Origin of the sequence: Haploplasma modicum ATCC 29102, from assembly GCF_000687835.1 — a bacterium.
Taxonomy (GTDB): domain Bacteria; phylum Bacillota_I; class Bacilli_A; order Acholeplasmatales; family Acholeplasmataceae; genus Haploplasma; species Haploplasma modicum.
Genome location: NZ_JHYB01000002.1, coordinates 492181 through 506416, shown reverse-complemented (window position 1 = coordinate 506416; position 14236 = coordinate 492181). Strand labels below are relative to the sequence as shown.

Below are 14236 nucleotides of genomic sequence, written 5' to 3'. Positions count from 1 at the left end.
GTGGTTAAAATGAAAAAAATAGAAACTGGAATAAATGATCTATTTATTATTGAACCAAATGTATTTGGTGATAATAGAGGCTGGTTTACAGAAAGTTATAATAAAGAAAGTTTCAAAAAAATTGGTATAAACATTGACTTTATTCAAGATAATCACTCTTATAGTAAAGAAAAAGGTGTTTTAAGAGGATTGCATTTGCAAACAGAACCAAAAGCACAAACAAAACTAGTTAGATGCACAAAAGGTAAAATATTAGATGTAGCAGTTGACTTAAGAAGAAATTCACCTACATATTTAAAACATTTTGCTGTTGAGTTGTCGGAAGATAACAAATTACAATTACTTATTCCAAAAGGTTTTGCTCATGGATTTGTAACACTAACTAATGATGTTGAGGTTCAATATAAAGTAGATGAATATTATTCTAAAGAGCATGATAGAAGCATTAAGTACAATGATATATTATTTGATATAGATTGGGGAATTGATAATTTTATATTATCTGATAAAGACAAAAACGCAATATCATATGAAAAAAGTGATATATTATTTATATATGAGGAGGAAAAAAAATGAAAGTTCTTGTAACAGGTGGGGCAGGATTTATTGGAAGTAATTTTTTATACTATATGAGAAAAAAAAGACCAGATTATAAACTTGTCTGTCTAGATGCACTTACATATGCAGGGAATCTATCAACGCTAGATTCACTTTTAAAGAATAATGAAATAGATTTTGTAAAAGGGAGTATAAGTGATAGAGAGTTAGTGTATAAGTTATTTGAAGAATACAAATTTGACTATGTTGTAAATTTTGCAGCAGAATCACATGTTGATAGATCTATTACTAATCCTGAGATATTCTTACAAACTAATATAATTGGAACTCAAGTTTTAATGGATGCATGTAGAAAGTATGGAATTAAGAGGTTTCATCAAGTGTCAACAGATGAGGTTTATGGGGATCTTCCACTTGATAGACCTGATTTGTTATTTACTGAGGAAACTCCAATTAATACTTCAAGTCCATATTCAGCATCAAAGGCGTCAGCTGATTTGATGGTACAAGCATATAATAGAACTTTTAAATTACCAGTAACCATTTCTAGATGTTCAAATAATTATGGTCCATATCATTTTCCTGAAAAACTTATTCCGTTAATTATATCAAGAGCATTAAATGATCAAGATTTACCTGTCTATGGGACGGGAGAAAATGTTCGCGACTGGTTACATGTTAAAGATCATTGTGCAGCAATTGATATTATTTTACATGAAGGTAAAGATGGCGAAGTTTATAATATTGGTGGAAATAATGAAAGAACAAATTTAGAAATCGTAAAAACAATTTTAAAACAATTAGGTAAGCCTGAAACATTAATTAAATTTGTTACTGATAGAGCTGGACATGATTTAAGATATGCTATTGATCCAGCAAAGACGATTAAAGAATTTAATTGGCAACCAACAATAATGTTTGATGAAGGCATTAAACAAACAATACAATGGTATTTAGATAATAAAGAATGGTGGCAAAACATCATAAATGGTGATTATAAAAATTACTATGAAGAAATGTATAAAGAAAGATAGTGATTAAATGAAGGTATTAGTTACAGGTTCCAATGGACAGTTAGGATATGATGTTATTCGTGTACTAAAAGAAAAAAATATTGAACATTTAGGAATAGATATTAAAGAATTAGATATAACAGTTGAAGAAGATGTTAAAGTATTTGTTAAAAACTATAACCCAACACATATTATTCACTGTGCTGCATATACACAGGTAGATAAAGCAGAAGATAATAAAGATTTATGCTATAACATAAATGTACTTGGAACAAGATATTTAGTTGATTCAGCAAAAGAAATTAATTCTGAATTTATGTATATTAGTACCGATTACGTATTTGATGGAAATGGAGAGGCGCCTTTTAAACCTAATGATGTTCCAAATCCAGTTAACTATTATGGACTAACTAAGTATCAAGGCGAACAAGAGGTTATAAATAAAATAAAAGATTATTATATTCTTAGAATATCTTGGGTTTTTGGCATAAATGGTCATAATTTTATCAAAACAATGTTAAAACTATCTGAAACAAGAAATGAGTTATCTGTAGTTAGTGATCAAATGGGTTCACCAACATATACATATGATTTATCTTATATGATATGGGACTTAATAAAAAATAAGAAATATGGAATTAATCATGTGACAAACGATAAGTTTTGTAGTTGGAATGACTTTGCAAAAGAAATATTTTTACAAAGTAATAAAAATGTTACTGTAAATAAGATTTTAACTAGAGATTATCCAACAAGAGCTTTAAGGCCTCTTAATTCAAGAATGGAAGGCATTAAGATGAGGGACTGGAAAGATGCTTTAAGGCACTACCTTAATGAACTAGACAAATGGTAGATAAAAAATTTGGAAAAAATGTTTTATTAGTTATATTAAGCAATGGAGTAAAATTGCTTTCAAGTATTGCAACTATATTTTTTGTTCCACTTATCTTTTCACAACAAGATTATGGTTTTTACAAGTTATTTTTACTATATGTTTCTTATGTTGGGATTTTTCATTTTGGATTTATTGATGGAATATACTTATTTTATGGAGGTAAAAAATACGAAGATTTAGATAAAAATAAATTTTCTAAGTATACTAAATTTTTATTTTTAACACAGTTGATCATTTCATTGATAATTTTTATTTTTGGTCTATCACTGAATGGAGACAGGAAGGTAATAATGATGTTAGTATCAGCAAATTTAATAATATTGAATTTAACTTCATATTATCAATTCATTTCACAAATAACAGGAAGATTTAAAGAATTTGCGTTTAGGAATATAGTCTTTACAATTTTTAATTTACTTCTCATAGGATTCTTTTTACTACTAAAAATAGATAACTACTTAGTGTTTATCTTATTTTCGACCATTATTAATTTAGTTCTTTTATCTTGGTATATGATTACGTATAAAGATATTACTTTTGTAAATAATAATGGTAAAATAAAAGATGATTTTAAAGACATAAAATTTATGTTTAATTTGGGGATACCTCTTTTATTTTCAAATTTAATAATAATGTTTATGTCAAATTTACCAAAGCAATTTATTGAAATAGTTTATCCGATTGAAAAATTTCCCGCTGTATTTTCTAATTTTTCATTTGCCTTTACATTAATTGGATTTACAAGTGTTTTTTTAACAGCAATTAGTTTAGTATTATATCCAACCCTTAGAAAAAGTGATATGATAATGTTAAAAAAATCATATAATAAATTTGATAATGGGATTATAGTTTTGATTTTTTTAGCAATAGTATTTTTTTACCCTCTAAGCTATTTGATAAAAATAATTTTACCTGAATATTTGTATTCGTTGAAAATATTTTTTATTCTCTGTCCTGGAATTGCGTTAACATCATCAATTAGTGTGATTAAGCACAATTATTATAAGGCGATTGATAAAAATGTTGATTTTCTTATTATTGGAATAATTAATGTAGTATTATTAGTTGTTTTAATGATTATCACATATTTTTTCATAAGTAAAGATATAATTTTAATCTCTGTTATATCTGTATTTACACAATTCATTATGTTTTTGTCAACAGATATAATTCTCCAAAAAACTTTAAAAACAAGAGATTACAAGAAAGTACTATATATAGTTGTATCATCGCTGCTATTCTATTTAATGATATTTATTGAAAGTTTAGTAATTTCAATGTTTATTTATTTAATAGGTATTATAATAATCTCACTGATATTTTATATTAAGGAAATATTTGAGATTATTAAGTATTTTAAAAAGGGGAAGGTTTTAAAAGAAAATAATAATTTTTAATAAATGAAAATTAAAAGGAGAGAAAAATGGTTGAATCAAAATTCACAGGTGGCTTATTAGGCCTCATAGGTATATGGATTATAAAAATAATCATAACAGTATTTACATTAGGAATTGCCTATCCATGGGCAGTAGTAATTAAAGAAACATGGTATGCAAATCATACAATAATAGATGGTAGGCAGTTAGAGTTTCATGGAACTGGTGGCGGTCTTTTTGCTAATTACATTAAGTGGTTATTGCTTACTATAATAACTCTAGGTATCTATGCTTTCTGGTTAAATATTAAAATGAAACAATGGGTTACAAAGTACACTCATTTTAGATGATATTAATTTAAAATAAAAAAGTACCTAACACCAAGAATTTATTTGGTGTATGAACGGTACTTTTTTATTTTTTATATATATCCCAAAGCATATCAAATGATTCATCTAATGACAGTACGATATTATTACTTTCTCTTGAGACTCTTGAGTTAGTGTCTTTTAAATACTCCTCATCATAATTTCCTATTACAGTTAAGGATTGATCTATGGCATTTTTATTAATAGGTTGAAAATTGATCCAAGCTTTAATTACTTCGTCATTTAAATTATGATAGAATTTGGCAATTCTAAAATTATAACGATACTCATCTATATAATGTCTAACTTCAATTGATCCAGTAAGATCATGTTCTTTAATATAATTTTTTATCTCCTCAACCATTTGAATGGTAGTATGACATTGATTTATGTATGAACCATATTCTCCATTTTGATTATTTACCGTGTTTGCTCGTGCTAAATAATCGTGTGACTTGATTGGATCGGCAATCAATATTTTCACATGACAACCATTTTTAATCGCCTCAATAATATTTTTAGTAAATACCTTAATAAAAACTACTCCAGATATAAAACAAAATTTTAGTTCACTTGGGTATTCATATCCTTTGCCACCAAACATTATTCTTGTTTGCTTTTTATCTAATTTTCCCTCACCGATAGAATGGATACCAAGTTGACGCATTTTAGTATCATTAGTTTTCACTTTAAATATTTCATCTGAAATAAGTTTAGTAATTGTACCAAAAATTGTGGTTAGAATTAAAGCCTTATTTATCTCATATAAAATATTAAAAAAAGCATCGTTGAATTTATCCCTTTTAACAAAAATAAGTAGTGAAGTAATAATAATTACAACGACTAAAGAAGAAAGTAAAACAATAAAAGTTAATGAATGTTTTCTTTTTTTCATATTAATAATCCCCCCCTTGATTTGATTATCTTTATTATATCATAGTAAAAATAAAAATAAGATGTCTAAATAGACAATAAAAAAAGATGTTAGAAAAACAATCATTTCTATCATCTTAATTAAAAATAAACCATAAAACTGAGAAAGTTCCAACTAAGAAACAGTAAATAGAAAACCAAATTAAGTTTTTAGGTTTAACAAACTTAAATAGTATTTTAACAGTAATAAATGTCGCAATAAAGCTAAAGATGAATGCTAGTATATAACCTAAAAGATTAATACTTTCTTTAACACCTGCTAAATCTATAATCCCTTTAACTGAGACTGGTACTGATATTACTATATAACTTAAAAATGAAAACTTTAAAACGTCTTTAATATTTATTTTTTGACTAAGTCCACCAACTGTTGTTATTCCACTTCTAGAGATACCTGGAATAATTGCTGCTGCTTGAAAGATACTAATTACAAAGGCATTTTGATAGGTAATTTCATTTTTGACTTCTCTATTTCTAAGTAAAAACATAATAAGTAACAATGTTCCAGTAACTAGTAAGGCAAGTCCTACAACTAACATATTACTTTTAATATGTTTTTCTAATAGTAGTCCAAGTATACCAACTGGTATTACCGATATTACTAATTTAATACTATAATTAAAACCCTCTTTTATTTCTAAATCTTCTCTTTTTTCTTTTTTAAAGAGAAAAACCAAAAACTTAGTAATTAATTCCTTAATATCTTTTCTAAAGAAAAATAGTAAAGCAATAAATGATCCAAGATTAGTAATCATTAAGAATATTGTTAGATTGGTTAAATCTAGACCTAATACATTACTAAAAATTATTAAATGTCCACTACTTGAGACTGGAAAAACTTCAGTTATTCCTTGAATTATCCCTAAGATAATATATTTTATTATTTCCAACATAAAAAAACTCCTTTTTTACTAATTAATAGTATACTATATAATTGGGTATTATTCAAATAACAGTTGAATATTTTAAGCATTAAAAATATAATTAAAGTAAGAAAATGAGGTGTTGTCATTTTGAAAATTTGTGTAGTTGGTTATAGTGGAAGTGGCAAAAGCAGTTTCACCTATAAATTAGCAAAACATTATCAAATAGAAGAAACCTATTTAGATAAACTTAATTTCTTACCAAATTGGAAGTTGAGAGATCACAACTTAAAAGTTTTGATGTTAGAAGATATTGTCTATAACAAAGAATCATTTATTATTGATGGAAATTATAGTAATTTAGTAATAGATAGATTTGTTTATTCAGATAAAATATTTATCTTTAATTTTAATAGATTTAAATGTTTATATGGGCTAATTAGAAGAAGAATTAAATATAATAATAAAACAAGAAATAGTATGACTGAGGGAAATTTGGAAAAATTAGACTTATCATTTATTTACTGGGTTTTATTTAAAAGTAGAAGTTCTAAACGAAGAAAATTTTATAAAGAGTTAAAAAATAAGTATGGAACTAAAAAGGTTATTACTTTTAAAAATAGAAAAAAGGTAAATAACTATTTAAAAGAAATTGGTATTTTTGATTTTAAGGAAAGAGCATAAAAAAATGAAAAATAAAAGACAAGTCAGATATAAAATAATTGGTGAGGGTAAGCCATTAGTGTTTCTTCATGGTAATGGGGAAGATTCTAATATATTTATTAATCAAATTGATTATTTTAAAGATAAGTATCAATTAATCTTAATTGATACAGTTATGCACGGGATGAGTAATAACTCTTATGCAAAGTATAATTTTTTTGAACTTGCAAGTGATGTTTCAAATATATTAGCTAAATTAAATATCAAAAAGGCCAGTTTTATCGGCTTTTCAGACGGTGCTAACATTTTATACCACCTAGCTCTAAAGCATGGTAATTTAATCGATAAAGGGGTTGCTATAAGCGGTAATATTAATCCTTTTGGTTTTAAGTTAAGTGTTTTATTGGCTATAAAGATTAAAGAATACTTTTATTTTTTCTTTAACCGAAAAAAGTATTATTTGTATTATCTAATGGGAAGTAATCCTAAACTTAAATATAGTGATTTATCTAAGATAGATAATAACTTTTTAATTATTGCTGGAGAAAAAGAAGAAATTAAGAAAAGTCATACAAAAAAAATTAGTGAAAATATTAAAAATTCAAAACTTGTTTTAAAATCTGATTTTGATCACTTTGCTATTACAAAAAAACCTTTAATAATTAACGAAATAATATCTGATTATCTAAAATAACAGATATGATATAATTGTTTTAAATTTTTAAGGAGAACACATGAGAAGACTAGATGAAATAATGAACTTTAATGAAGAGTTTGTCTTAAATAAAGAGTATTTAAAATACACTAAGATTAGAAAAGATAATAAGAAGATTGTAATTGTTTCTTGTATGGATACAAGATTAACAGAATTACTTCCTAAGGCTTTAAATATTAAAGATGGTGATGCTAAGTTTATTAAAAATGCCGGAGCTTCAGTAATTCATCCCTTTGGTAATACAATTAGAAGTATTGTAATTGCAATTTATGAATTTGATATAGATGAAGTATATATTATTGCTCATCATGATTGTGGGATGAGCAATTTAGATAGTAGTAAAACATTAGAAAAAGGATATAGTAAAGGAATAGACAAAAACGAAGTAAAAAAGATAATTGATAGTGGCTTTGATTTAGAAAAATGGCTTAAAGGATTCAATTCTGTAAATGAAAGTGTAGTTAGTACAGTTAAGTCAATTAAGAATCATCCTTTAATTCCAAGGGATATTAAAGTTTACGGATTAATTATTGATCCTACTAATGGCAAATTAGAATTAGTCTATGATGACTTGTGAGGTATTCATGAAAAATAAAATCTTTAAAATAATAATTTTAATAATTGGACTTAGCTTTAATTTATTTATTTTTTCACAGTCAATGCTTTCTGATAACACATCAGGGGGTTTTAGCTTAAAAATTGTTAATATAATAAATAATATACTGAGAACAATTAATATAAATATAGACTTAGATCTCCTACATTTAATAGTAAGAAAGCTTGCTCATTTTACCGAGTTTTTTATTTTAGGATTTATTTGGTTTTTTATCTATAAAAACTATTTTAAACTAAATAAAACTTTTATTTTAACCTTAATTCATGGAGCAATTACAGCCCTACTAGATGAAGGCATTCAGCTTTTTGTAGATGGTAGAGGAGCAAGTCTATTTGACTCGACTATTGATTTTACTGGTGTATTTACAATAACTTTAATCTTATTTTTAAGCTTTAAAAGAAAGGAGCATTTAGATGATTTATGAAAAATTAAAAGAGGCATTTGACTTTGTTGGCGTAATTGATGTTAAAAGATATGAAACATATAGAAAAGATGAACTATTAGATGATTATAAGTCAATCTTTGTTGTTGGTCTTGCTTATCCCAATGTTTATTTAAAACATGAAAAAGATAGCCTAACAGCATCAATGTATACTTATGGCTATGATTATCATGATGTAATAAAAGAACTAATGAAAGAGACTTTAAAAGATATCGATGAAGAGTATTTGGCACTATCTGATAATCACTCAATTATTGAACAAAAATGTCTTGAAATGACAGGTATGGCCTATCATGCCAAAAACAATTTAATGATTCATAAAGAGTTTGGTAGTTATTTTTTTATTGGTTTAGTCTTAACTAAAAATCATTATAAAGAAGTTAGAAAAGAAAATACCGATTCATGTGGATCATGTACTATATGTATTAAAGCATGCCCAGTTAATGCTTTATTTGAGGGCTTTGATTCAAGTAAATGTATTAGTAGTTATAACCAACAAAAAAGAAGTTTGACGGATTATGAAATCTCAAAAAATACCCTACTTTTAGGCTGTGATATTTGTCAGCGAGTTTGTCCTAAAAATAAAGGTATTAATGTAACAAGAACTGAAGCCTTCTTAGCCAAACCAACAGCATATGTTTTAATTAATGATTTATTTGATTTAACCAATAAAGAGTTTTTAGCTAAATACGGCAAACACGCCTATACATGGCGTGGTAAAACGCTCCTTTTAAGAAATGCTTTAACGATTCTTTTAAAACAAAAAAATACTAGTTTTAACGAAAAAATTAAAGAAACACTAATAAGCGACAAGTATCCATTTTGGTATAAAAAAGATGCTAAAAACATCTTAGAAAAATTAGAAAAAATTGATATATCATTATAAAATTAAACCACTTTACAAAACAAAAATTAAAGCATATAATAAGGCTAGATGATATTAACATCTAGAAAGAAGAAATATTAAATGTTAGTCATGCGAGAAATGAATGACGAAGACCAGAGGACGCTAGAGTCCGGATTGCACACTTTTGATGTCTTAGAAACTAATGTGGATTTTAACAAAAAAATTAGCTATGGTTACTATGACGAGGAAAATAATTTAGTAGCTGGAATAACCGCTAAATTAGAAGCATACAAAGTAATGTATATTGAAACATTATTTGTATCAGAAAAATATAGAAAGCACGGGTTTGGTAAAGCTTTAATAAGCTATATGGAAGAACGCGCTAAATTTGAAGGAGTAAATGTAATTCGATTAGATACATTTAGTTGGCAAGGTAGAGATTTTTATCTTCAACTAGGCTATAGTATTATTGCCTCTTATGAGTTATCTGATGAAAAATACGAATACTTTATGATGAAAAAAATTTAAAAAAATAATTGAATGAAAAGACTTTTTAATATCTAAAATATGTTTTAAAAAGTCTTTTATTTTTAACTAAATTTTATGAATAAAGGTATTTTCAAATTAAGATTAATTGTTAATATAAAAAATATTTATAAATAGTAAAATAAATTTAATAGAAAGAGGTGTTTCTTATGTTGTTATTTTTAAAATTATTCATAATCGCATTAACTGTTTTTTTGGTATTTGACATTATTTGGTTAGTTTTTGTTGCAAAAAACTTTTATAAAAACCAAATTGGATTTCTAATGAAGGAAAAGATTAATTATCTTTCAGCAATAATATTTTATTTAATTTTTATTGTTTCATTAGTAATTTTTGTTATAATGCCAAACATAGACGAAAATTTAGTTAAATTAATTTTAAAAGCAAGCCTTTTTGGCTTAGTGACTTATGCAACATATGACTTAACTAATTTTTCAACTTTAAAAGGTTTCAAAATAAATGTTGTATTAGTTGATTTAAGTTATGGTGTAATAATTGCTAATATAACAGCAATTTTAACTTATTTGATATATAGGGGGATATTTAATTGACTAGAGAAATTTTAATTGACAAAGAAGAAATTCATAAAGCTTTCGTTAATGGTGCTAATTTAGTTTTAAATGCAAAAAATTATCTTGATAAAATTAATGTTTTTCCTGTTAAAGATGCTGATACTGGCAGTAATCTAGCTTCTTTGATGAAATCAATAATAAACCGATCTAAAATAGAAAATACCTTGAAAGAGACTTTAATCTCAGTAAGTGAAGCTGCACTTATTGGTTCAAAAGGAAACTCAGGTCTTATTTTCTCACAGTTTTTTTATGGACTAAGTATAAATGTTAATTTTGAATATTTAACATTTGATAAATTAATTGAGCAAATGGAAAATGGTTTTCTAACTGCTTATAGTTCACTTGAAAACCCAGTAGAAGGAACTATTATTACGTTAATGAGAAAGTGGGTTAATCTTTTAAAAATCGAACAAAGTAAAAATAATAGTGTAGAAGAAAAACTTATTACCTCATACAATATCTTAAAAATGGAACTCGAAAATACTAAAGAAGAATTAGAAATATTAAAAAAATATAATGTTGTAGATTCTGGAGCATTAGGATTTATTATTTTCCTTGATGGTTTTATAAGTAGTATTCTATATGATAACGTAATTGGAAATAACATAAATCAATTCGAAAAGTACGATGATATATCATCCCACGATGAAAATATCGAAGATCTGGAACATAGATATTGTACTGAAGTTTTAATTAATACAAGTTTAAGTAAAGATGAATTGATTAAAAGTGTGGGTTCGCTTGGTTCTTCTATAGTAGTTGGAATTACTGATAAATATATAAAACTTCATATTCATACTAATAATCCTGATACTTTAATTAATATATTAAGTGAAAAATCGTCAATTGTTGAAACCAAAGTTGATGATATGAAAAATCAACATGAACTTAAATATCAAAGAAAAAATGACATCTGTTTGATTACAGATTCAATTGCAGATTTACCAAAATCATTTATAGATATAAATCAAATCCAAGTACTTCCAGTAGAAATAGAATTAGATAATGTAACTTATTTGGATAAGTTAACTATTAATAATAAATATTTATTTACAGTTATCAAAAGCAACAAAATGTTTCCTAAAACTGCTGCACCTAGCCTTTTAAGAATTAGAAGTTTATTTGATTACTTAAAAGAGTATTATAAAAAATTTATAGTAATTACTGTTTCAAGTAAGATGAGTGGGACTAATAACATTTTTAATCTAGTAAAAAAAGATTTCCCAGAGTTAGAAATTAAAGTAATTAATTCAAACTTAAATAGTGTTGCACAAGGGCTTTTAGTTAAGAGTGCGGCAAATTTAATTTCCGATAATTTAGAACTTGATTTAATAGAAAAAAAGTTAAATATATTAAAAAGCAAGATAAAAATTTTAGTTCACTTAAAATCATTGGATAATATGGTTAAAGGTGGAAGAATTAAAAAAAGTTTAGGATTTATTGCAAAAATACTTAGATTAAAGCCAATCGTTTCGATTGATAAGAATGGAGAAGGTGTTGTTTTAGGTAAATCTTTAGGAGAGAAAAAGAATCTTAAAAATATTATTAAAATGATAAAACAAGATCACGATGAACATAAAATCTTAAAATATGCAATAGTTCACGAGGGAAATTTGAAAAATGTTTTATATTTAAAAAATAAATTAGTTGATTTATTAGGTTTTGAAGAAGAATATATTGAGGGAATATCATCTGTTGTAGCACTAAACTCGGGTGATGGATCTATTGCTGTTGGATATATTATGGAGGATTAACATGAGTTATTTATATATTTATTTAAGTCTTATTGTCTATTTTACAATATGGTTTTTAATAGCTACTTTCAAAAAAAATAATGGGCTAGTAGATATTGGTTGGGGTCTAGGATTTTTAGTTGTTGCAGTAAGTTCATTTATTTTAAGTAAAGAATTTAGCATATATCAGTTGATTATTAATTTATTAGTCTTAATCTGGAGTCTTAGATTATCTTTCTACTTGTTTATTAGAAATTGGAATAAAGAAGAAGATTTCAGATATCAAAACATGAGAAAAAAATGGAAAAATAAAGTTTTAATCAATTCATATTTTAAAGTATTTATGCTTCAAGCAACTCTTTGTTTTGTTGTTGCGACACCGATATATTTTTCAAATCTATATGTTAAAAGTAATTTAGGCATTTTTGAAAATATAATTTTTATATTTGGGGTTTTATTATTTGCTATTGGTTTTACTTTTGAAGTGGTTGCTGATTCTAGTTTGAAAAAGTTCAAAAAAAATCCATTAAACAAGGGGAAAATATTAACTAAAGGAGTATTTAAGTATACAAGACACCCTAATTATTTTGGAGAAAGTTTGCTATGGATAGGTCTTGGTATTGCTGCAATTAATATAAATAATTTAATTACACTATTAAGTTTGGTTGGACCATTAGTAATTACGTTATTATTGTTATTTGTAAGTGGTGTACCACTTCTTGAAAAGAGATATAAAGATAATCTTTTATATCAAGAATATGCAAAAAGAACATCAATATTTTTTCCTCTACCAAGTAAAAAGGTGAAATATGATGAACAAACTAAGAAGTGAAATACTAAATGATAATAATAGAATAACTAAACGAAGTTATGTCTTATATCATATGCAACAATCAGCAAGAATTAATTATAATCACGCTTTAAATGAAGCAATTAAATATGCTAATAAATATGAATTACCATTAGCAGTTTATTTTTGCTTAACTGATAATTTTCCTGAAGCTAATCTAAGACATTATACTTTTATGTTAGAAGGCTTAAGTGAAGTTGTTAAAGAACTTGAATTGTTAAATATTTCTTTTATTTTGAAAATTGGTGACCCAGTTGAAGAAATTAAAGAATTACTTAAAAATGCTCAAGCGCTTTTTCTTGATAAGGGTGTTTTGCGATTTAGTAGAAAAATAAAAACTGATATGATGGAATATATAGACAAAAATGAAAGTGATTTATATGTTGAATTAATTGATACAGATTTATTAATTCCTGTTAGTATACTATCAAATAAAATTGAATATGGGGCATATACTATTAGACCTAAAGTTTTTAAAGTACTTGAAAACTTCCGAGATTTTTACACATTAGAAAAAATTGAAAATAAAAATAAACTTTTAATTAGTCTTAGTGAGATTGATATAGCTCTATTAATTAATAAATTATTAATTGATAAAACAGTAAAAGTTAGCCCGCTTTATCGCGGGGGATATAGTAATGCAGTAAAGCATTTTAATGATTTTTATCTAAATAAATTAAAAAATTATTATAAAAGTAGTGATCCATCCTTAGAATTAACTTCTAAACTATCAATGTATATTCATTTTGGTCAAATCTCTGTTTTAGAAATATATGATAGGTTAGAAAAATTACTTTCTAAATCTTTGATTGATGCTACAAATTTTAATTTATTTGTAGAGCAATTAATAGTAAGAAGAGAACTTGCTCATAATTTTGTTTATTATAACGAAAATTACGATAATTTCTATTATATTACAGAACCTTGGGTAAAAGAAACCTTACTTAATCATCAAAATGATAAAAGAATTAAACTTTATACAGTTTCTGATTATACTAATTTTAATACTCATGATAAATATTTTAATGCATTAATGAAAGAGATGATCATAACTGGCTATCTTCCTAATTATCTTAGAATGTATTTCGGAAAAAAATAATCGAATGGACCGATAATTATTATGATGCATATGAAACTATTAAATATTTAAATAATAAATATTTAATTGACGGAAGAGATGCTAATAGTTTTGCTGCCTTTGCGTGGTGCTTTGGTAAGCATGATAGACCATTTATTGAAAGACCAA

17 protein-coding genes are annotated in these 14236 nt (G+C 25.5%); 15 read left to right on the top strand and 2 right to left on the bottom strand.

Annotated elements, in window-relative coordinates; translation table 11 throughout:
• The first annotated feature begins 9 nt into the window (after positions 1-9).
• Genes rfbC through T352_RS0102490 form a run of 5 tightly spaced genes read left to right on the top strand, consistent with a single transcriptional unit; the run spans position 10 to position 4192 of the window.
• Positions 10-576 (top strand): dTDP-4-dehydrorhamnose 3,5-epimerase, encoded by a 567-nt coding sequence (gene rfbC, locus T352_RS0102510; RefSeq protein ID WP_162151122.1) that lies wholly within the window; start codon positions 10-12, stop codon positions 574-576.
• Positions 573-1592 carry a dTDP-glucose 4,6-dehydratase gene (gene rfbB / locus T352_RS0102505; RefSeq protein WP_026391632.1) on the top strand — a complete coding sequence of 340 codons (1020 nt, stop codon included), beginning with the start codon at positions 573-575 and terminating at the stop codon, positions 1590-1592. Before rfbC ends, rfbB begins: the two co-directional genes overlap by 4 nt.
• 7 nt (positions 1593-1599) lie before the next feature.
• Entirely contained in the window at positions 1600-2424 is an 825-nt protein-coding gene (gene rfbD, locus T352_RS0102500) for a dTDP-4-dehydrorhamnose reductase (protein ID WP_026391631.1), read from the top strand.
• Positions 2418-3863 carry a lipopolysaccharide biosynthesis protein gene (locus T352_RS0102495; RefSeq protein ID WP_026391630.1) on the top strand — a complete coding sequence of 482 codons (1446 nt, stop codon included), beginning with the start codon at positions 2418-2420 and terminating at the stop codon, positions 3861-3863. Before rfbD ends, T352_RS0102495 begins: the two co-directional genes overlap by 7 nt.
• Before the next feature lie 26 nt (positions 3864-3889).
• On the top strand, positions 3890-4192 hold the full coding sequence (locus T352_RS0102490) for a DUF898 family protein (RefSeq protein WP_162151121.1): 303 nt from the start codon (positions 3890-3892) through the stop codon (positions 4190-4192).
• 64 nt (positions 4193-4256) lie between these two features.
• Here the strand turns inward: T352_RS0102490 and T352_RS0102485 are convergent, their stop codons facing one another.
• Together T352_RS0102485 and T352_RS0102480 are read right to left on the bottom strand one after the other, a co-directional pair.
• Positions 4257-5105 carry a hypothetical protein gene (locus T352_RS0102485; RefSeq protein ID WP_026391628.1) on the bottom strand — a complete coding sequence of 283 codons (849 nt, stop codon included), beginning with the start codon at positions 5103-5105 and terminating at the stop codon, positions 4257-4259.
• 115 nt (positions 5106-5220) lie between these two features.
• Positions 5221-6036 (bottom strand): undecaprenyl-diphosphate phosphatase, encoded by an 816-nt coding sequence (locus T352_RS0102480; RefSeq protein WP_026391627.1) that lies wholly within the window; start codon positions 6034-6036, stop codon positions 5221-5223.
• 120 nt (positions 6037-6156) lie between these two features.
• On the opposite strand from T352_RS0102480, the gene T352_RS0102475 reads away from it, so the two are divergent.
• The 10 genes from T352_RS0102475 to T352_RS06205 all read left to right on the top strand — a co-directional run bounded on the left by T352_RS0102475 (position 6157) and on the right by T352_RS06205 (position 14089).
• Entirely contained in the window at positions 6157-6690 is a 534-nt protein-coding gene (locus tag T352_RS0102475; RefSeq protein ID WP_026391626.1) for a P-loop NTPase family protein, read from the top strand.
• A 4-nt stretch (positions 6691-6694) separates the two neighbouring features.
• Positions 6695-7363 carry an alpha/beta fold hydrolase gene (locus T352_RS0102470; RefSeq protein ID WP_035344810.1) on the top strand — a complete coding sequence of 223 codons (669 nt, stop codon included), beginning with the start codon at positions 6695-6697 and terminating at the stop codon, positions 7361-7363.
• A gap of 40 nt (positions 7364-7403) precedes the next feature.
• Positions 7404-7961, top strand: a complete 558-nt coding sequence (locus tag T352_RS0102465; RefSeq protein WP_162151120.1) for a beta-class carbonic anhydrase — start codon at positions 7404-7406, stop codon at positions 7959-7961.
• Positions 7962-7968: 7 nt separating this feature from the next.
• A complete protein-coding gene (locus T352_RS0102460) occupies positions 7969-8424 on the top strand; it encodes a VanZ family protein (RefSeq protein ID WP_162151119.1) in 456 nt (151 codons plus the stop codon).
• Positions 8414-9328: an epoxyqueuosine reductase gene (locus tag T352_RS0102455; RefSeq protein ID WP_026391622.1), complete on the top strand. Its 915-nt coding sequence runs from the start codon at positions 8414-8416 to the stop codon at positions 9326-9328. The genes T352_RS0102460 and T352_RS0102455 overlap by 11 nt, the downstream gene beginning before the upstream one ends.
• Positions 9329-9409: 81 nt before the next feature.
• On the top strand, positions 9410-9817 hold the full coding sequence (locus T352_RS06220; RefSeq protein WP_051615759.1) for a GNAT family N-acetyltransferase: 408 nt from the start codon (positions 9410-9412) through the stop codon (positions 9815-9817).
• A gap of 167 nt (positions 9818-9984) precedes the next feature.
• A complete protein-coding gene (locus tag T352_RS06215) occupies positions 9985-10386 on the top strand; it encodes a DUF2177 family protein (RefSeq protein ID WP_162151118.1) in 402 nt (133 codons plus the stop codon).
• Positions 10383-12161, top strand: coding sequence for a DegV family protein (locus T352_RS0102440; protein ID WP_026391621.1), 1779 nt, complete (start codon positions 10383-10385; stop codon positions 12159-12161). Before T352_RS06215 ends, T352_RS0102440 begins: the two co-directional genes overlap by 4 nt.
• Before the next feature lies 1 nt (position 12162).
• Complete coding sequence (locus tag T352_RS06210) at positions 12163-12972, top strand: DUF1295 domain-containing protein (protein WP_162151117.1); 810 nt, start codon at positions 12163-12165, stop codon at positions 12970-12972.
• The gene (locus T352_RS06205) at positions 12953-14089 is read left to right on the top strand and encodes a deoxyribodipyrimidine photo-lyase (protein ID WP_051615757.1); all 1137 of its coding nucleotides are present in this window, start codon (positions 12953-12955) and stop codon (positions 14087-14089) included. The genes T352_RS06210 and T352_RS06205 overlap by 20 nt, the downstream gene beginning before the upstream one ends.
• Positions 14090-14236: the final 147 nt, after the last annotated feature.

Coding starts and splice junctions, on each gene's coding strand:
- rfbC (WP_162151122.1), top strand. CDS start 10: ATGAAAAAAATAGAAACTGGAATAAATGATCTATTTATTATTGAACCA.
- rfbB (WP_026391632.1), top strand. CDS start 573: ATGAAAGTTCTTGTAACAGGTGGGGCAGGATTTATTGGAAGTAATTTT.
- rfbD (WP_026391631.1), top strand. CDS start 1,600: ATGAAGGTATTAGTTACAGGTTCCAATGGACAGTTAGGATATGATGTT.
- T352_RS0102495 (WP_026391630.1), top strand. CDS start 2,418: ATGGTAGATAAAAAATTTGGAAAAAATGTTTTATTAGTTATATTAAGC.
- T352_RS0102490 (WP_162151121.1), top strand. CDS start 3,890: ATGGTTGAATCAAAATTCACAGGTGGCTTATTAGGCCTCATAGGTATA.
- T352_RS0102485 (WP_026391628.1), bottom strand. CDS start 5,105: ATGAAAAAAAGAAAACATTCATTAACTTTTATTGTTTTACTTTCTTCT.
- T352_RS0102480 (WP_026391627.1), bottom strand. CDS start 6,036: ATGTTGGAAATAATAAAATATATTATCTTAGGGATAATTCAAGGAATA.
- T352_RS0102470 (WP_035344810.1), top strand. CDS start 6,695: ATGAAAAATAAAAGACAAGTCAGATATAAAATAATTGGTGAGGGTAAG.
- T352_RS0102465 (WP_162151120.1), top strand. CDS start 7,404: ATGAGAAGACTAGATGAAATAATGAACTTTAATGAAGAGTTTGTCTTA.
- T352_RS0102460 (WP_162151119.1), top strand. CDS start 7,969: ATGAAAAATAAAATCTTTAAAATAATAATTTTAATAATTGGACTTAGC.
- T352_RS0102455 (WP_026391622.1), top strand. CDS start 8,414: ATGATTTATGAAAAATTAAAAGAGGCATTTGACTTTGTTGGCGTAATT.
- T352_RS06220 (WP_051615759.1), top strand. CDS start 9,410: ATGTTAGTCATGCGAGAAATGAATGACGAAGACCAGAGGACGCTAGAG.
- T352_RS06215 (WP_162151118.1), top strand. CDS start 9,985: ATGTTGTTATTTTTAAAATTATTCATAATCGCATTAACTGTTTTTTTG.
- T352_RS06210 (WP_162151117.1), top strand. CDS start 12,163: ATGAGTTATTTATATATTTATTTAAGTCTTATTGTCTATTTTACAATA.
- T352_RS06205 (WP_051615757.1), top strand. CDS start 12,953: ATGAACAAACTAAGAAGTGAAATACTAAATGATAATAATAGAATAACT.